The following is an 18,461-nucleotide window of genomic DNA, read 5'->3' as shown; positions in this document are numbered from 1 at the left end:
TTTAGGAATATAGTGCGTGTCGGATCCATCAACTAACAACGAGCTCGCGGTAGCTGGCAATTCACCATCGACAGCCGTGATGGCGGACAGTGAACTGGCGCTTCAGAACCCAGACGCTGAAGAAAAAGGTGCCTCGCGTGTCGATAGCATGCTGGGGAACCTTGATGTGCTGCGCCAGGTCGTTCTGGTTCTGTCGGTGGCTATTTGCGTCGCTTTGATCGTCCTTGTCGTTTCCTGGATAAAAGAGCCGGAAATGCGGCCGCTCGGTACCTATGAAACGGCTGAGCTGATCCCTATTCTTGATCATTTCGATCAGAAAAAAATCAACTACGCCCTTGATGGCAATACCATTCGCGTTCCTGCCGACGATTTTTCAGCGATTAAGTTGGAATTGACCCGGGCTGGCTTGAACCAAGCAACCGCCATGGGTGATGACATCCTGTTGCAGGACATGGGGTTTGGGGTGTCACAGCGCCTTGAGCAAGAACGCTTAAAGCTCAGCCGTGAGCGCCAGCTGGCGCGGGCAATCGAGCAGATCCGTCAGGTTCGTCAGGCTCAAGTATTATTGGCGATGCCAAAGCAAAGTGTGTTTGTTCGTCACAACCAAGAGGCATCTGCCACCGTATTTCTAACCTTGTCTACTGGCGGCAGTTTAGGTCAGCAGGAAGTTGATTCGATTGTCGATATGGTTGCCACAGCTGTACCGGGACTGAAACCGACCCGTGTGACGGTTACCGATCAGCACGGCCGCTTGCTCAGTTCTGGTACGGCCGATCCGCAGGCAACGGCCCGCCGCAAAGAATACGAATTGGAGCGCAAGCAAGAGCAAGCGCTGCGTGAGAAAATCGATTCGATTCTGATCCCAGTATTGGGGCTTGGCAACTATACCGCACAGGTTGATGTGTCGATGGACTTCAGCGCGGTGGAAGAAACCCGTAAGCAATATGATCCGGCATCTCAGTCAACCCGCAGTGAATATACGCTAGAAGACATTAACAATGGCAACATGGTCGCAGGTATTCCTGGGGCCTTGAGTAACCAACCACCTGCAGACAGTGCGATTCCACAGGAAGTGGCCGAACTACAGTCGGGCGGCAGTGCAGGGAATAACTCTGTTCACCGTGAAGCGACTCGGAACTACGAATTGGATACCACGATCAGGCACCGCCGGTCACAAACGGGTACGGTTGACCGCCAGACAGTGTCCGTCGCGATCGATTACAAGCAGGTACTAAACCCAGAGACTGGAGAGCTAACCCGAGTTGCACTGAGCGAAGCGGAACTGGCAAAAATCTCCCGCCTGCTCAAAGGTGGTGTCGGTTTCTCTGAAATGCGTGGTGACATGCTGGAAGTTATTTCAGTGCCGTTTGCCGTGCCAGAAGAGCAAATGGTGGCGGACCTGCCGATTTGGGACCATCCGAATTTCAACACCTGGGTTCGTTGGCTTGCCGCCGCCCTTGTGATTATTGTGATCATGGTGGTGATGGTACGCCCTGCAATGCGTAAGCTGCTGTATCCAAACCAATCGGCTGATGGTACGCCTCTAGATGAGAATGGCTTGCCGGTCGTAGCTGGAGGTCATGAGTCTATTGATCTGATTGGCAGCGAGCTTGACGGTGTAGAAACGCTAGAGCTAAGCAGTAGCAATCTGGATCTACCAAACCTGCATAAAGATGAAGATCTGCTAAAAGCGGTACGTGCCCTTGTGGCTAACGAGCCGGATCTGGCAGCGCAGGTTGTTAAAAGTTGGGTAACTGAAGATGGCTAATGAAGTCGCAACCACAGACAACAAGAAATTTGATATCACCACCCTCACCGGGGCGGATAAAGCTGCGATTTTGCTGCTGAGTCTTAATGAGCAGGATGCAGCCAGTATTATCCGCCATCTTGAGCCCAAGCAGGTGCAACGGGTCGGTGGCGTGATGGCGCAAATGGCAGATCTTAATCAGGAAAAAGTGTCTGCTGTTCATCGCCATTTCCTTGAGGATATCCAGAAATACACCAGTATCGGTATGGGCAGCGAAGACTTTGTCCGGAATACACTGATCGCAGCGCTGGGTGAAGATAAGGCAAATAACCTTGTCGATCAGATCCTGATGGGCAGTGGTTCACGAGGTCTTGATTCCCTTAAGTGGATGGATCCAAGGCAGGTGGCCAGTATTATCCTTAACGAACACCCGCAGATCCAAACCATTGTTCTGTCGTACCTTGAACCTGAGCAGTCAGCGGAAATTCTGGCGCAGTTCCCAGAACGGGTGCGATTGGATTTGATGATGCGAATTGCCAACCTTGAAGAAGTTCAGCCAGCGGCACTGCATGAGCTGAACGATATCATGGAGAAACAGTTTGCCGGTCAGGCCGGTGCACAGGCGGCGAAGATTGGTGGCCTGAAGGCTGCCGCTGAAATCATGAACTACCTCGACAACAATGTTGAGGGCGCGCTTATGGATCAGATTCGTGATAATGACGAAGACATGGCGACCCAGATTGAAGATCTGATGTTTGTCTTCGACAACCTTGCCGAAGTGGATGACCGCGGTATCCAAACTCTGATGCGTGATGTCCCGCAAGACCTATTACAAAAAGCCCTCAAGGGTGCTGATGATACGTTGCGCGAGAAAATTATGCGCAACATGTCCAAGCGTGCCGCTGAAATGCTGCAAGATGATCTTGAGGCGATGGGACCTATCCGCGTGGCTGACGTAGAGTCTGCCCAGAAGGAGATCCTGTCTATTGCACGTCGCTTGTCAGATGCCGGCGAGCTGATGCTGACTGGGGGCGGCGCAGATGAATTCTTGTAATAACCACCTACAGGGCCTAAGCCGTTTAAAGGCTGCTTATGTCTACTGACCGTTCAATGGATCGCCGTCGCGGCTTCCTCCGTGTACCTGAACATCAAGCGCAAGAGCTTGAGCGTTGGGCTTACCCGGATTATACCTCTGAACATGAAGGCATTACTGAGAATGCCTTTAACTACGAGCCGGAGTGGCAGGTAGAGCCTCTTGAAGAAGAGCCTGAGTTACCGCCGCTGACTGCGGCCGATCTGGATGAAATTCGTCACTCAGCCTATGAAGAAGGCATCGGTGAGGGCCGTACCGCGGGTCATACTGAAGGCTTTGAACAAGGTCAGCAGCAGGGGTTAGAGCAAGGTCAGCAGCAGGGGGTAGAGCAAGGCCTTGCACAAGGTTTGGAGCAGGGCCTAGCGCAAGGTAAGGCACAAATAGACGAGCAAGTCGGTCATCTAACCCAGCTGGTAGAAAAGCTAGCAACGCCGTTGAAACAAGTGGATGACGCGGTTGAGCAGCAGTTGGTTCAACTTGTTACCAGCTTGGCCCGAGAGTTGGTGCAGGTCGAACTGAAAACCAACCCTCAGGTGATTTTGCAAACCCTGCGCGAAGGGATTGCTGCGCTGCCGATGGCCGCGCAGAAAACCACGATTCAACTTCACCCTGACGATCTGGATGTTATCAAGCAGGCATACGGTGCCGAGGATTTGGCAGATCGCCATTGGACGCTTCAGGCTGAGCCGGCAATGAACCGAGGAGATCTGTTTGTCGAATCAGGCAATTCGATCATCGACTATCAGATGGAAACCCGTTTGCGCCATTCGCTTGAGCAATTTGTTGGCCTCAATAGCCAGCCTCAGCCTACCGCTTGTAAAGAAACAGGCAAAGAATCCGGGGAAGCCTAATGGCCAACCTGGCTGAACGTTTATCCCGCTACCAAACCGCCAATACGACTTGTCGGCCAGTGGCATCTGGCCGCTTGGTACGTGTCGTAGGACTGACCCTTGAAGCGATTGGGTGCCGGGCCCCTGTTGGTAGCCAGTGTAAGGTGGAAACCCTCACTGGCGAGATGGAAGCGGAGGTGGTCGGTTTCTCCGGCGAAACCCTTTTTTTGATGCCCAGTGAACAGCTAACCGGCATTATGCCCGGCGCAAGAGTCACGCCGATCACCGAAGCTGGGGGGATCCCGGTGGGTATGGAACTGCTCGGCAGGGTCATTGATGGTGTCGGTAATCCACTTGATGGTCTTGGTGATATCTATACCGGCAAGCGGGCAGCGTTTAATGCTGAGCCTATCAACCCACTGGCCAGAAAGCCTATCAAAGAACCACTGGATGTCGGCTTGAAGGCCGTTAACGGGTTGCTGACTGTCGGCAAGGGGCAGCGTATCGGCCTGTTTGCCGGTTCAGGCGTTGGTAAATCCGTGACCTTGGGGATGATGACCCGAGGTACCACGGCACAGGTTGTGGTCGTTGGCCTCATTGGCGAGCGAGGCCGAGAAGTCAAAGAATTTATCGATGAAATCCTTGGTACGGAAGGACGCCAGCGAGCGGTCGTCGTGGCAGCTCCTGCCGATGCTTCACCACTGATGCGACTGAAAGGGTGTCAAACGGCCCTGACGATTGCGGAATATTTCCGTGACCAAGGGTTGGATGTTCTGTTGCTGATGGACTCACTGACCCGCTTTGCCCAAGCTCAACGGGAAATAGCCCTTTCTGTTGGCGAGCCGCCAGCCACTAAGGGTTATCCGCCTTCGGTATTTGCCAAATTGCCAGCACTGGTGGAGCGGGCTGGTAATGGCGGTGAACATCAGGGCTCTATTACCGCATTTTTCACCGTGCTGACCGAAGGGGATGATCTGCAAGATCCGATCGCCGATGCATCTCGGGCTATTTTGGATGGTCACATCGTATTATCACGAGAACTTGCTGATGCAGGCCATTATCCAGCGATCGATGTCGAGCGCTCAGTGAGCCGTGTGATGCCTGCCATTGTGAGCGAAGAGCACCTGATGATGTCCAAGGCGGTACGGCAAGTGCTGTCGATTTGCCGCAAGAATCAGGATTTGGTGTCAATTGGTGCCTATAAGCCCGGCACCGATCAGGCCATCGATCAGTCATTTGCCCTGAAACCTCGGTTGGATGGGTATATGCAGCAATCAATGAAAGAGTCGGTACCCTATGAGATGTGTGTCAACATGCTGCGTTCTGTTCTTAGCGGGCAATAAAGAGCGTGTTGATGACTATTTTAAAAGAAAGTGATGGGTCAGGAGAACGTGATGGCAGCAGATAGTGCACTAGAGCTGATTTTAACCCAGAGCGCAGATGCAGAGCACAAAGCATCACTGGCGCTGAACCAAGCCCGTATCGAGCGCGAAAATTACTTGCAGCAGCTGCAACAGATCGAACAATATCGCTTGGATTATTGCCGTCAATTATCAGAGCGGGGCCAGCAGGGGTTAACTGCCAGCGCATATAATCATTTGCAAAAGTTCTTGAATCAGCTTGATGAAACCTTGGTCAAGCAGAGGAGTGCGGGCGCTCATTTCGATCAGCAGGTGGAACAATGCAGTCGGTATTGGCAGGAAATGCGTAAACAGCGGCGCTCCATAGAGTGGCTAATTGACAAGAAACAGACAGAGCGGCAGCGCTTGCTCGATAAGCAAGAACAGAAAATGATGGATGAGTTTGCCACTATGCAATATGCCCGTCGACTTATGGGCCACTAGCGGGTGGTGTGTGATTCGGCGGAATGCATTAAATCGGCTATGCACTAGTGTGTTGGCGTGTTTTTTGCATTGTTAACACTAATAGGCCACTGTCAAAGCACGATACCCATTATGTTTTTATCTCAAGTACTCAAAGCGGACAACGCTCCGGCATCATCAGCAGTAGCATCTAAGCCCTCTACGGCAACTGAGAGCCAGCAGGACGTATTGGACGCTACGCCGGAAAAGGGCTTTAGCGAAACTCTGCAAGGGGCGATAGGTAAAGAGCCTGCTGCCAAATCGTCTTCACTGGATCTTGAGTCGAAAACGACAAGTGAAGATGGCAAAGTGGCCAGTGCACAGGAACCATCGGAGAAGATGAATGAATCTACCGATGATGTAGCACAGCATATTGATAAAAATGAATTAATTCAGGGTGGCAGTGGTGATCTCGAGGGCCTCGTCGAGTCGGAAGGTAAAAAGGCAAGCAAACAAACAGGCAGTCAAGCGAACGACGAGCTATCTGTAGATGGTTCAGTTGCAAGTGTTGCTGCTGGCCAACTCGCGGGTTCACCTTTAGCCAAGCCAGATAACGCCACGTCATCAATGAGCGAAGGTGAAGAGCTCCTTCAGCGCTTATCAGCATCACGAAGTCAACTCTCGGGTTCCTCTGCAGCGACAACTGCACAGACCGCGAAAGGCGAGATCGCCGGAGCGGGAACGGATGGCAAATTGTTGCCGCTTGGTGCCGAAGCTTTATCCAAAGAGGCTATAGCTGAAAAAGACGGCTTGGTTGGAAAAGAAGGTTTTGTTGGCAAAGATGGTAAGGACGCGGTTGGTAAAGTTGCTACTAGTATTGATGGGCTCGTGGCACAAGAGAAAGATGGCTCGGTACTGACCGATGGTAAGCCTGTAAAAGGCGAGCTGGCGGGTAAAGTTGCCTTGTCTGGGATGGCATTGACCAATGGAGAATCTGCCGAGCTTAAGGCCATCCAGGGAAAGCCACCATTTCAATCAGCGCCGAACAGTGAATTAGCGGCTTTGATGGGGCAACCATCTTCATCCGGTTCGTTGAAGGGGTCTCTGGAAGCGAAGGGCAATGCGAGTGCACTGGCTGCGACTTCACTTGATGACGCATTAAGCACTAAGGGTGACACCTTGAAAGATGGGCTAATCGCGAGTCAGGGGGAGACACATGGGCCACATGCCGCGCACCGAACGGCGGCAGCAGGCATATTGACAGCCGAGGGCGAAAAGCCTGGAGCGGCCCAGCCCCCTTTGCAGCTGAGCAAAGAGCAAGCCGGGGAGCAATTGGCGGACAGGGTTCAGGTGATGATGTCAAAGAACCTCAAGCATGTTGATATCCGCCTTGACCCGCCGGAGCTTGGTAAATTACAGATCAAGCTATCAATGAATAACGATCAGGCGTCGGTGCAAATTACCGTGGCCAATCAGCAATCGCGGGATTTGGTAGAACAAGCCATGCCCCGCTTACGTGAACTGCTGCAGCAGCAAGGGCTGCAGTTAGCACAAAGCACGGTTCAGCAGGACAGCAGTCGCCAGTTTGCTGGCGGTTCGCAGCAGCAAGCCAATGGTCAGCCGGGCTCTTCCCCCCAGCATGGTAGTCAGGGGAGTGGCCAAGGGGATCCTCATGGTTTGGCGCAGGGTACAGCGGCACAATCTCATTCTGCTGATTTGTGGATGACGGCACCAAAAGACGGTGTTGATTATTATGCCTAAGTGTTCTGTCTGTTAAACTGGCTGGGTACGAAAATGAATAAACACAAAGGACGAACTAAAGATGGCAGATGAAGCGCAACCAGGTGGTAAGAAAAAGCTCATTATTATTGCCGTGCTGGCCGTTGTTCTGCTTGCAGGAGGCGGCGCTGGAGCATGGTTTTTCTTCAGTGACTCATCGCCGGAGCCTGAAACCGCACAGTCTGGCTCGATGACCCCGTCAGCACCAGCCGTGTTGGAATCAGCCTACTATGTTATTTTGCCCCAACCTTTTATTTTCAATGTTAGCGGTGATGCGCGTGATAGGTTGGTGCAGGTAAAAGTTCAGCTAATGGTAAGGGGGGATAGCAATGAAGCTGCCGCCCGTCAGCATATACCGCTGATAGAAAGTACGTTGTTGCAGACATTTGGTGCTGCAACGGTTGAGCAATTGAGAACACCGACAGGACGATTGGAGCTTCGTAGCCAGTCGTTGGCGGCTGTTCAAGAGGCTCTGCATAAGGTATCCGGCCGACAAGCGGTTGAGCGGGTACTGTTTACTGGCTTTGTAATGCAATAGGTTTTATGTGAGTGACTTATTAACTCAGGACGAAATTGACGCCCTCTTACACGGTGTCGACGATGTCGATGATGATGATGATGGTGGCCAGAATGAAACTGGCGTTATGGCTTTTGATTTTTCATCACAAGACAGGATAGTCCGTGGGCGGATGCCCACACTGGAGCTGATTAACGAGCGTTTTGCCCGCCATATGCGGATCAGCTTGTTTAATATGTTACGAAAAACAGCCGAAGTTTCTATCAACGGGGTACAGATGCTCAAGTTTGGTGAGTATCAGAATACCCTGTATGTTCCGACCAGTTTGAATATGGTGCGCTTCCGCCCGCTCAAGGGCACGGCACTGATCACCATGGAAGCCCGCCTGGTCTTCATTTTGGTGGAGAACTTCTTTGGTGGCGATGGCCGCTTTCACGCCAAAATTGAAGGGCGTGAATTTACACCGACTGAGCGTCGCATTGTTCAGATGCTGCTGAAGTTGGTGTTTGAGGATTACCGCGAGGCATGGTCGCCAGTGATGGGGGTTGAGTTCGAATACCTCGACTCTGAAGTGAATCCGACGATGGCCAATATCGTCAGCCCGACCGAGGTGATTGTTGTCAGCTCGTTCCATATCGAGGTGGACGGTGGCGGTGGTGACTTCCATGTCGTGATGCCTTACTCCATGGTTGAGCCGATCCGCGAATTGCTCGATGCCGGTGTCCAGAGTGATAAGATGGATACTGATGTCCGCTGGAGCAAGGCATTGCGTGATGAAATCATGGATGTGCCGGTGAATATGCGGGCCAAGTTGCTCGATGTTGACCTGACTCTGCGTGACTTGATGGAGCTTCAGCCGGGGGATGTGATCCCGATTGATGTGCCGGAAGCGGCAACGGTCTTTGTTGAAGACTTACCAACCTACCGCGCAAAAATGGGTAAATCGGGCGAGAATATCGCACTGAAGATCACCGAGAAATTAAAGCGTCCGGATATGGTGAAAAGCGACTTGGCTTTCCTCGATCGCGATGAACTAGGCTCGGCACTGTTGAATCTTCACAGTGACGATACAGACAATTAAGGACGAGATCCGAATAGGTACAAACATGTCTAATAATGATCAACAAATTGCCGACGATTGGGCGGCGGCCTTAGCTGAGCAGGCGACTGACGAAGGGGCGCAGCCTGCGCCGCTGGAAGAGCTGACCGATGAATCATCCCCAATTGGCGAAGATGAACGACGCAAGCTCGATACTATCTTGGATATCCCGGTGACTATCTCGATGGAGGTTGGCCGGACACAAATCAGTATTCGAAACTTGCTGCAACTTAACCAGGGCTCAGTTGTAGAGCTCGATCGTGTCGCCGGTGAATCACTGGATGTGATGGTTAACGGCACGCTGATTGCTCACGGCGAAGTCGTGGTGGTCAATGACAAATTCGGTATTCGCCTGACAGATGTGATCAGCCAGACCGAACGGATCAAGAAGCTGCGTTAATGATGGCACCTGAATTGAATTTGGCGACCACGCTCGCCTCGCTGTTGTTGGTCTTGGCGGTTATCGTTCTGTTGGCGTGGCTGATCAAAAGAATGAAGCTTCCCGGTTTGCAGGGGGGCGATAGCGCCATTCGTATCTTGCGCCAACTGCCTGTTGGCCAGCGCGAACGAATCGTTCTGCTGCAGGTCGGTGAAGAGCAGATGCTGGTCGGGGTGACCCAACATAATATTTCGCTGCTTGGAAAACTCGATAACCCTATTGTTTCTGAGCAAGGTCAGGATGGCGGGGAATTTGCCAGCCAGCTGGGAAAGCTGTTGAGAAAAAATGATAAGAACTAATTTCATTGCCGCCTTATTGGCGGCTTTTTCGCTTTTGTTGGTGTTCCCTGCTGCTGCAGAAACAGCGGCGGGTCTAGTTGACGGCGCCGCTGCTCAACCGGGGGCGACATTGAGCGAGATGCAAAACGAAGCTGGCTCAACCGCGATGGCACTGACTCAAAGCGGGGGAAGTGGTATACCGGCCTTTTCGGTGACAGTAAATCCGGATGGCAGCGAGGATTATTCGGTAACTCTGCAAATCCTGGCGTTTATGACTGCCTTGGGGTTCTTGCCGGCCATCGTGATCTTGATGACCTCTTTTACCCGGATTGTGGTGGTCATATCGATATTACGTCAGGCCATGGGTCTGCAGCAGACGCCGTCGAATCAGGTGATTATCGGTATCGCTATGTTCATGACCTTCTTTGTGATGTCACCGGTGCTCGATAAGATCAATACCGAAGCTGTTCAGCCTTACATCAACGAACAGGTGAGTGCTTCTCAAGCGCTGGAAGCGGCCCAAGATCCGCTACGTCAGTTCATGCTTAAGCAGACTAGGGTTAAAGATCTGGAAACCTTTGTCGAAATGTCGGGCTCGAACGCCACCGATCCGCAGGACGTGCCGATGACAGTACTGATCCCGGCCTTTGTGACTTCGGAGTTGAAAACGGCATTCCAGATAGGCTTTATGCTGTTCTTGCCCTTTTTGATCATTGATTTGGTGGTGGCATCGGTACTGATGGCCATGGGTATGATGATGCTCTCGCCGATGATCGTTTCTTTGCCATTCAAACTGATGTTGTTTGTGTTGGTAGATGGCTGGAACTTGATCCTATCGACCTTGGCTGGGAGTTTTGGTACGTGACACCGGAGTTTTTTGTCGAAATCTTCCAAGATGCACTCTATATGGTACTGATCATGGTCTGTGCCATTGTGGTGCCGGGGTTGTTGATTGGCTTGGTGGTTGCGGTCTTCCAGGCGGCAACGTCGATTAACGAACAGACCTTGAGCTTCTTGCCAAGGTTGATCGTGACCTTGTTGGCCCTGATGTTTTTTGGCCATATGATGACCCAGATGCTGATGGATTATTTCCACCAGATGATTGATTACATCCCGCAATTGCTGCACTGATGATGAATTACCCCGCACCCTTGCTATTGGAGTGGCTGGCAACGATTTTCTGGCCGCTGACCCGGATCTCATCAATGATGATGGTGATGACGTTTTTTGGTGCTCGCTATGTCGCACCTAAAATTCGTCTCTATGTCTCATTGCTGTTTACCTTTGCGTTGTTACCGGTCTTGCCGGTTGCCCCGGTCGATATTCCTTTGATGTCGTTGCAGGGCTTCATCACCACAGGCCAGCAGGTGATCATCGGCGTGGCGATGGGGATGGTGACGACGTTTGTCACCCAGACTTTCATTTTGCTGGGACAGATCCTCGGTATGCAGTCGAGCTTGGGTTTTGCCTCTATGGTTGACCCATCCAACGGGCAGAATACCCCGGTACTGGGTCAGTTTTATATGTTTCTAGTGGTGATGATTTTCTTGGCCACTGATGGCCATTTAATGATGCTCAAACTGGTGGCAATGAGTTTCCATACCCTGCCTGTGGGTGAGTCGATGCTCGATGCTGGTGATTACTACCAGATGGCGCAATGGTTTGGTCATATGTTCAAGTTTGCCCTTAGCATGGCAATTGCTGGTGTGGTGGCCTTGTTGGTGGTCAATATGTCGTTTGGTGTCATGACCCGGGCAGCGCCTCAGCTGAATATTTTTGCCCTCGGCTTTTCATTTGCCCTTTTGCTGGGTTTTGTGATCAGCTGGTTCTTGATTGCCGGTATTTTGCCGCATTACGAAACGATATGGCAGGTCGGTGTCGAGCAAGTGTGTAGTTTAATTCGGTTGGATTGCTAATGGCTGATTCTGACGGACAAGAAAGAACCGAAGAGGCCACGCCCCGAAGGCGGGATCAGGCCCGCGAAAAAGGACAGGTTCCCCGGTCGAGGGAGCTGGCATCAATTGCAGTGCTGGTGGCAGGTGCCGTCGGTATGATGTGGTTTGGGGAAGCGCTTGGTCGCGGTATTGGCGAGGTCATGACCAGACTGTTCAGCCTAACCCGTGAGGAAGTGTTTGACCTGTCGCAGTTGTTTGGGTTGATCGCGTCGGCAATCGGTAACGTGCTGTTTCCGTTATTTACCTTCTTGCTGTTTGTTTATGTTGCGGCGTTTATTGGCGCCACAGGCCTAGGTGGGATCCGCTTTTCATCCCAAGCGGCAGCCCCGAAGCTGTCCAAGATGAACCCACTAAGCGGCTTCAAGCGAATGATGGGCAAGCAGAGTTTGGTTGAACTGCTCAAGTCGATCCTTAAAGTTCTGCTGGTGGTAGGGGTCGCTTTCTTCCTGCTCAAGGCTAACCTGACAGATTTCTATCAACTCAGCCGTGAGGTATATCCACAGAATATTGCTCACGCACTGGATATTTTACTCAATTTCATTTTTTTGATCAGTTGCTCCTTATTGGTTGTTGTGGCTATCGATATCCCGTTTCAGATCTGGCAGCACAACGAGCAGCTTAAGATGACCAAGCAGGAAGTGAAGGACGAATTCAAGGACTCGGAAGGTAAGCCGGAAGTGAAGGGCCGTATCCGTATGCTCCAGCGTGAAATGGCACAGCGGAGAATGATGGCCGATGTCCCGCAAGCCGATGTGGTGATCACCAACCCGGAGCACTTCTCTGTCGCACTGCGCTATGACTCCAAGATTGACTCGGCACCGGTGGTTATTGCGAAAGGAACAGACTTCTTGGCATTGAAAATCCGTGAAATTGCCAACGAACATGAGATCGAAATAGTCCCTGCGCCGCCACTGGCCAGGGCTCTGTACCACACGGCCGAACTTGAGCAGCAGATCCCCGACGGGTTGTTTGCCGCCGTGGCGCAGGTGCTGGCGTATATTTACCAACTCAAGCAGTACCAGAAAGGGAGAGGGCGCAAACCAGCCTTGTCCAAGGAAGCATCTGATATCCCTAACGAGTTCCGTTACTAATAGCACCACCCTTTTTTTATCCTGGTTAGTATTTACTATCAACCGCACATTTCTGCTAAAAAGGTCAAGAAAATGACACTATTTTAAGGCATGATAATTGCTTAACAGTTAGTGTCGGTTGCTTTTTGTTTGCCGGTGAAAACGGTACAATAACCAATATCAAATTCTTATAACTACCCCTTGCAGATCCCACTAGATACAGCGTCGTCACATTGACTGCCGGTATATTGAAGGTGTCTTGGTTTAGCGGGAACAGAACCATTACAGACATTGCATGAAGCTATCTTTACCTTTTACCGATAAGTTCAATCCAGCGCGTTTACAGTCGATGCCTGCGATAGGTGCACCTGTCATGGTGCTGGCAACCTTGGCAATGATAATATTGCCAATGCCGCCATTACTGCTGGATATGGCATTTTCCTTCAATATCGCACTTGCCCTCGTGGTACTGCTGGTGACGATTTATACTCGTCGCCCACTGGATTTTGCTGCCTTCCCGACAGTATTGCTGATAGCGACCTTGCTCCGCTTGGCGTTGAACGTTGCTTCTACCCGAGTCGTATTGCTTTATGGCCATGACGGACCAGATGCTGCGGGCCAGGTTATCGATGCTTTCGGCTCGGTGGTGATCGGTGGTAACTACGCGGTTGGTTTGGTGGTTTTCCTGATCTTGATGATTATCAACTTCATGGTAGTAACCAAAGGTGCCGGCCGTATTTCCGAGGTAAGCGCCCGCTTTACCCTTGATGCTTTACCGGGTAAGCAGATGGCGATTGATGCGGACTTGAATGCCGGTTTGATTGATCAGGATCAGGCTCGTACCCGCCGCTCCGAAGTCACCAAAGAAGCGGACTTCTACGGTTCGATGGATGGTGCCTCCAAGTTTGTGAAGGGGGATGCCATTGCCGGTATCCTTATCCTGTGTATCAACATTGTCGGTGGGCTAGTCATTGGTATGAGCCAGCATGGCCTTGGCTTTGGCCAAGCGATTGAAATCTACAGCTTGCTGACCATCGGTGACGGCCTTGTTGCCCAAATTCCTTCGTTGTTGTTGTCGATTGGTGCCGCCATGATGGTGACGCGTCAAAATACTGACGAAGACATGGGCCAGCAGATGATTTACCAGATGTTCAACAACCCGCAGGCGTTGATCATCACCGGTGGGATCCTGTTTGTGATGGGTATCGTGCCGGGTATGCCGCATATCCCATTTCTGTTACTGGCAGCGCTTATTGGCGGAGTCGCCTATTGGCGTATCAAGTCACAGCGCGAAGCGGCTGAAATCAAAGAGCAGGCAGCCTCGAGCGATGTGGTTGCACCGCAGCTGCCAAAAGAGCTGTCTTGGGATGATGTCAAACCGATTGATGTCATTGGTCTCGAAGTGGGCTACCGCCTCATTCCTATGGTCGACAAAGATCAAGGCGGTGAGTTGCTGGAGCGAGTGAAAGGTGTGAGGAAGAAACTGTCGCAGGACTTTGGTTTCTTGATCCCGGCTGTTCATATCCGCGATAACCTCGAGCTGCCACCCAATACCTACCGCATTAGCTTGATGGGCGTCGCTTGTGGTGAGGCCAATATCCATCCTAACCGCGAACTGGCGATAAACCCGGGCCAAGTGTTTGGCAATGTGGATGGCGAGCGCACCGTCGATCCGGCTTTTGGTCTTGAAGCGGTATGGATCAATGACTCCCAACGTGAACATGCACAGGCCCTTGGCTACACCGTTGTCGATTCTTCGACGGTACTAGCGACCCACCTCAGTCAGTTATTGACTAACCGTGCCGCCCAGCTGATTGGCTATGAAGAAGTCCAGAACCTGCTCGACTTGCTAGCCAAGTCTGCGCCGCGCTTGGTTGAGGGCTTGGTGCCGGATCAGCTTAGCTTGGGCGTCATAGTTAAAGTGCTACAGAATCTGCTTAATGAGGCCATCCCCATTAGGGATATCCGGACAATTGTGCAGACGTTGGCGGAATATTCCAGCAAGAGTCAAGATCCTGACATCCTGACCGCGGCAGTCCGTGTCAGTTTGAAGCGACTAATTTGCCAAGAAATCAATGGTATAGAACCTGAGCTGCCGGTTATTACTCTCGTTCCAGAGTTGGAGCAAATCTTGCATCAAACCATGCAGTCTTCCGGCGGCGAGTCGACCGGTATTGAACCTGGCTTGGCTGAGCGCCTGCAGCGCTCACTGGTCGATGCGACCCAGCAGCAAGAATTGAAAGGCGAACCTGCCGTGTTGCTGACATCGGGTGTATTAAGGCTGACACTCGCGAAATTTGTAAAGAATACCATTCCTTCATTACGTGTGTTGTCTTATCAGGAAGTACCTGATGAGAAACAGATCCGTATTGTCAATGCAGTAGGGAATTCATAATGGCGGTAACGGCGATGACGATGATGGAGATGGTCTTAGGGCTGTCATCACCTCACGGCCTGAAATTACGGGAAGGTCACATTGAAAATTAAACGTTTTTTTGCCAAAGACATGCGTGCTGCGCTAACCCAAGTTAAGGAAGAACTGGGTGCGGATGCGGTCATCATGTCGAATAAAAAGGTCACCGGCGGGGTGGAAATTGTTGCAGCGTTGGACAGTGAGGATCCTCGTGGCCAACTGTCGTCAGCTGCCAGCAAAACACGCGAAGAACTTGCCGAGCGGCTCGATAGTGCCAAGCGTCAACTGGCCGATGATAAGGTCCAGCTCCAATCGCCATCCAGCCGGTTTGCCAAAGTGCTAAATAATTTTACCGGCCAGTCTGGTAACGCTGAGCAGGACAATGGTCAAGGTAATGAAGCCGACTCGTTGTCAGCACTGCTGCAGCGCCAGTCAAAGCATTATGGTGATGAGCCTCGGTACGGTCGACACGAAGAGCCTCAGCATCCTGCCAGCTCTTCATATGGTGAACGCAGCTATGCTGCTGGTAGCGGCAGGGCGCAAGAACCACAGCGTCGCCAGCCTGAATCTTATTTCAATGAGCCTGCTGATCGCCAGCAACCAGGCCGGTATTCAAGCCACCAGGCAAGTCGACAACAAGCGGGTCGTCAACAAAGTCGCCATCAGCTCGATATCGGTGATTATCGTCGTCCGGCGGTACCTCAGGCAGAGCCTCTGCATGCCTCGCGCTCTGCAGGCCATAGCTCTGTTGGCCATAGTTCTACAGGTCACAGTCCGGCAGAGAGCCAATTAGAGTCACACCGTTCAGAATCACGGTTTGGTGCACCGCAACAGCCGAAAAATCGTTTAGACCCAAGTCGCTACGATCCCAAAGCGCGCAACCATAGCACCGATGAAATTGATGCGATGCGTAATGAGATGGCCTCGATCCGTCGTCTGCTCGAGCATCAGGTTTCTGGCCTGATGTGGCAGGAAATGGAGCGTCGCGAGCCGATGCGGGCGATGATGATCAAACGATTGGAAAAAATGGGGCTGTCGCAAGAGCTCTCTGATCAGCTAGCGTGCTATATCCCTGAAGATGTGCCTGCTAACGAAGCATGGCCTGCATTACTAAACCTGCTTTCTGACCAGATTATTACCACCAAAGACAGCATTTTGGAAAACGGTGGTGTTGTCGCGCTGCTTGGGCCAACCGGCGTGGGGAAAACCACCACGATTGCCAAACTGGCTGCACGGGCCGCGATGGAGTTCGGTCCTGACCAAATTGCCATGGTGACCACCGATACATTCCGTATTGGCGCTCATGAACAGCTGGCCACTTATGGACGAATTATGGGCTGTCCGGTCAGAGTGGCTAAAGATGCTGAGGAATTGGCCGATATATTACATCAGCTACGCCATCGTCGTCTGGTTCTGCTCGATACCGCAGGGATGGGGCAGCGTGATATCCGGCTATCTGAGCAGCTCGACACCCTAATGCAAAACAGCGGATCGCAGATCCGGAGTTATTTGGTGTTGCCTTCGACAGCGCAGCGGCGGGTGCTGCATGAAACCATTGAGCACTTCCGCCGTATTCCGCTATCAGGCTGCGTACTGACCAAGCTTGATGAATCACTGAGCTTGGGCGAGGTGATCAGCGTGTCGATACAACACGCGCTGCCCATTGCCTATCTTGCTGACGGGCAACGGGTACCGGAAGACATTAAGATCGCCACGGGGAACTATTTGGTTGCTCGGGCAAATGAATTACTTGAACAAGAGTTAAGCCAGCAAACCCACTTCTGGAGTAGCGAAAGCGCTGAGAACCAGGGGGCAGACTTTTATGACTGAGAACGCCATGTACGATCAAGCTAGCGGTTTACGCCGTATGACCCAGCTAACTTCAACCAAAGTAATTACCGTGACTGGCGGCAAGGGAGGGGTGGGGAAAACCAATGTGACCCTGAACATGGCGATTTCAATGGCTCGCCAAGGAAAGCGGGTTATGGTACTCGATGCCGACCTCGGATTGGCGAATGTCGATGTCATGCTTGGCTTGCGTGCCCGGCGTAACTTATCGCATGTGCTGGCAGGGGTTTGCGAGCTTAAAGATATTATTGTCGAAGGCCCATACGGCGTGAAGATTGTCCCGGCCGCTTCCGGTACCCAGAATATGGCTGAGCTGACCGCAGCTCAGCACATGGGGCTGATCAGGGCGTTCAGTACCCTTGAAGACGATATTGATGTGTTGTTGGTCGATACCGCTGCAGGCATTTCAGACATGGTGCTGAGCTTTTCCCGCGCCGCCCAGGATGTGGTCGTCGTGGTCTGTGATGAGCCAACCTCGATCACCGATGCTTACGCCATGATTAAGATCCTCAGCCGTGAATATGATGTTCAGCGCTTTAAAATAGTGGCTAACATGGTGCGCAGTTACCGAGAGGGGCGCGATCTGTTTATCAAGCTTACCCGGGTAACCGAGCGTTTCTTGGATGCCAATCTTGAGCTAGTGGCGTGTATTCCACTTGACGATCGAGTTCGCCAGTCGGTGAAACGTCAGAAACTGGTGGTGGAAGCTTTCCCGCGCAGCCCGGCAGCATTGGCACTGGGGGCTTTGGCCAACAAAGCGGCCATGTGGCCGGTTCCGCAAAGCCCTGGTGGTCATCTGGAGTTCTTCGTTGAAAGGTTGTTGGTGAATACCCGACATCCTCGGGAGGTGCCTGTCAGTGAATAAGGCATTAACCTATGGCCGCTACCAGCAAAGCCCACAGGCTTTTATCGAACGTTATTCGTCATTGGTTAAACGTATTGCCCATCATTTAATGGGCCGTTTACCGCCTAGCGTGATGTTGGAAGATCTTATTCAGGCGGGTATGATTGGCCTGCTCGAGGCCCAGAAAAACTATGACCCGACCAAGGGGGCGAGTTTCGAAACCTTTGCCGGTATCCGTATTCGCGGGGCCATGCTGGATGATATCCGTCGTGGGGACTGGGTTCCTCGCTCTGTTTACAAAAACAACCGACGTATCTCTGAAGCTATTTCGGCTCTTGAAGGCACTCTCGGCCGGGATCCCAATGATCAGGAAATTGCGGCATATCTCGAAATGACGCTAGAACAGTACCACCAAGCCTTAAATGATGTTAATTGTGGTCGTTTAGTGGGTATGGATGATCTTGGGGTTGCGGAAGACACCGTCGCAAATGAAGAAGCGGTTGAAGAAAATCTTCCCTTTCAGGGGGTTGTAGATGATAATTTTCGCCAATCCTTGGCCGAAGCAATTAAAACCCTGCCTGAAAGAGAGGCATTAGTTTTGTCCCTGTACTACGACGAGGAGCTAAACCTCAAAGAGATAGGGGCGGTTATCGGGGTGAGTGAATCCCGAGTTTGCCAGATTCACAGTCAGGCGATGCAACGTTTGCGGTCCAAGTTGACTGCGTGGACTTCGTAATAAACACACTA

The 18,461-nt window shown here is 51.9% G+C and carries 18 protein-coding genes; all 18 read left to right on the top strand.

All coding sequences use genetic code 11. From position 1 onward, the window contains the following. Positions 1–16 precede the first annotated feature (16 nt). The 18 genes from fliF (at position 17) to ACVA58_RS25250 (ending at position 18,450) form a co-directional block, all read left to right on the top strand. A complete protein-coding gene (gene fliF, locus ACVA58_RS25335; RefSeq protein ID WP_446513039.1) occupies positions 17–1,768 on the top strand; it encodes a flagellar basal-body MS-ring/collar protein FliF in 1,752 nt (583 codons plus the stop codon). Then, positions 1,761–2,801, top strand: coding sequence for a flagellar motor switch protein FliG (gene fliG, locus ACVA58_RS25330; RefSeq protein WP_107351450.1), 1,041 nt, complete (start codon positions 1,761–1,763; stop codon positions 2,799–2,801). Before fliF ends, fliG begins: the two co-directional genes overlap by 8 nt. Positions 2,802–2,839: 38 nt before the next feature. Continuing rightward, positions 2,840–3,691 (top strand): flagellar assembly protein FliH, encoded by an 852-nt coding sequence (gene fliH / locus ACVA58_RS25325; RefSeq protein WP_446513038.1) that lies wholly within the window; start codon positions 2,840–2,842, stop codon positions 3,689–3,691. Continuing rightward, complete coding sequence (gene fliI, locus ACVA58_RS25320; RefSeq protein ID WP_446513037.1) at positions 3,691–5,013, top strand: flagellar protein export ATPase FliI; 1,323 nt, start codon at positions 3,691–3,693, stop codon at positions 5,011–5,013. Before fliH ends, fliI begins: the two co-directional genes overlap by 1 nt. Before the next feature lie 51 nt (positions 5,014–5,064). Continuing rightward, entirely contained in the window at positions 5,065–5,514 is a 450-nt protein-coding gene (gene fliJ, locus ACVA58_RS25315; protein ID WP_446513036.1) for a flagellar export protein FliJ, read from the top strand. Between the two features lie 111 nt (positions 5,515–5,625). Next, complete coding sequence (locus tag ACVA58_RS25310; protein WP_446513035.1) at positions 5,626–7,233, top strand: flagellar hook-length control protein FliK; 1,608 nt, start codon at positions 5,626–5,628, stop codon at positions 7,231–7,233. Positions 7,234–7,270: 37 nt separating this feature from the next. Further along, entirely contained in the window at positions 7,271–7,789 is a 519-nt protein-coding gene (fliL, locus tag ACVA58_RS25305) for a flagellar basal body-associated protein FliL (protein WP_446513061.1), read from the top strand. 7 nt (positions 7,790–7,796) lie between these two features. Further along, positions 7,797–8,849, top strand: coding sequence for a flagellar motor switch protein FliM (gene fliM / locus ACVA58_RS25300; protein ID WP_428653041.1), 1,053 nt, complete (start codon positions 7,797–7,799; stop codon positions 8,847–8,849). Positions 8,850–8,874: 25 nt separating this feature from the next. Then, positions 8,875–9,267 (top strand): flagellar motor switch protein FliN, encoded by a 393-nt coding sequence (gene fliN, locus ACVA58_RS25295; protein ID WP_446513034.1) that lies wholly within the window; start codon positions 8,875–8,877, stop codon positions 9,265–9,267. Beyond that, positions 9,267–9,605, top strand: a complete 339-nt coding sequence (gene fliO, locus ACVA58_RS25290; protein ID WP_446513033.1) for a flagellar biosynthetic protein FliO — start codon at positions 9,267–9,269, stop codon at positions 9,603–9,605. Before fliN ends, fliO begins: the two co-directional genes overlap by 1 nt. Then, positions 9,592–10,449 (top strand): flagellar type III secretion system pore protein FliP, encoded by an 858-nt coding sequence (fliP, locus tag ACVA58_RS25285; protein ID WP_446513032.1) that lies wholly within the window; start codon positions 9,592–9,594, stop codon positions 10,447–10,449. The genes fliO and fliP overlap by 14 nt, the downstream gene beginning before the upstream one ends. Next, positions 10,446–10,715, top strand: coding sequence for a flagellar biosynthesis protein FliQ (gene fliQ / locus ACVA58_RS25280; protein ID WP_446513031.1), 270 nt, complete (start codon positions 10,446–10,448; stop codon positions 10,713–10,715). Before fliP ends, fliQ begins: the two co-directional genes overlap by 4 nt. A gap of 2 nt (positions 10,716–10,717) precedes the next feature. Beyond that, positions 10,718–11,500, top strand: coding sequence for a flagellar biosynthetic protein FliR (gene fliR, locus ACVA58_RS25275; RefSeq protein ID WP_446513060.1), 783 nt, complete (start codon positions 10,718–10,720; stop codon positions 11,498–11,500). After that, on the top strand, positions 11,500–12,630 hold the full coding sequence (gene flhB / locus ACVA58_RS25270; protein ID WP_446513030.1) for a flagellar biosynthesis protein FlhB: 1,131 nt from the start codon (positions 11,500–11,502) through the stop codon (positions 12,628–12,630). The genes fliR and flhB overlap by 1 nt, the downstream gene beginning before the upstream one ends. 274 nt (positions 12,631–12,904) lie before the next feature. After that, on the top strand, positions 12,905–15,004 hold the full coding sequence (gene flhA, locus ACVA58_RS25265; RefSeq protein WP_446513029.1) for a flagellar biosynthesis protein FlhA: 2,100 nt from the start codon (positions 12,905–12,907) through the stop codon (positions 15,002–15,004). A gap of 81 nt (positions 15,005–15,085) precedes the next feature. Next, the gene (gene flhF / locus ACVA58_RS25260; protein WP_446513028.1) at positions 15,086–16,852 is read left to right on the top strand and encodes a flagellar biosynthesis protein FlhF; all 1,767 of its coding nucleotides are present in this window, start codon (positions 15,086–15,088) and stop codon (positions 16,850–16,852) included. Beyond that, positions 16,845–17,735: a MinD/ParA family protein gene (locus ACVA58_RS25255; RefSeq protein ID WP_446513027.1), complete on the top strand. Its 891-nt coding sequence runs from the start codon at positions 16,845–16,847 to the stop codon at positions 17,733–17,735. The genes flhF and ACVA58_RS25255 overlap by 8 nt, the downstream gene beginning before the upstream one ends. After that, positions 17,728–18,450 (top strand): RNA polymerase sigma factor FliA, encoded by a 723-nt coding sequence (locus ACVA58_RS25250; RefSeq protein ID WP_446513026.1) that lies wholly within the window; start codon positions 17,728–17,730, stop codon positions 18,448–18,450. Before ACVA58_RS25255 ends, ACVA58_RS25250 begins: the two co-directional genes overlap by 8 nt. Positions 18,451–18,461 lie beyond the last annotated feature (11 nt).

It is taken from the genome of Photobacterium sp. DNB22_13_2 (genome assembly GCF_052873915.1).
The sequence above is the reverse complement of the archived record's forward strand: the minus strand, read 5'-3'. Positions and strand labels throughout refer to the sequence as shown.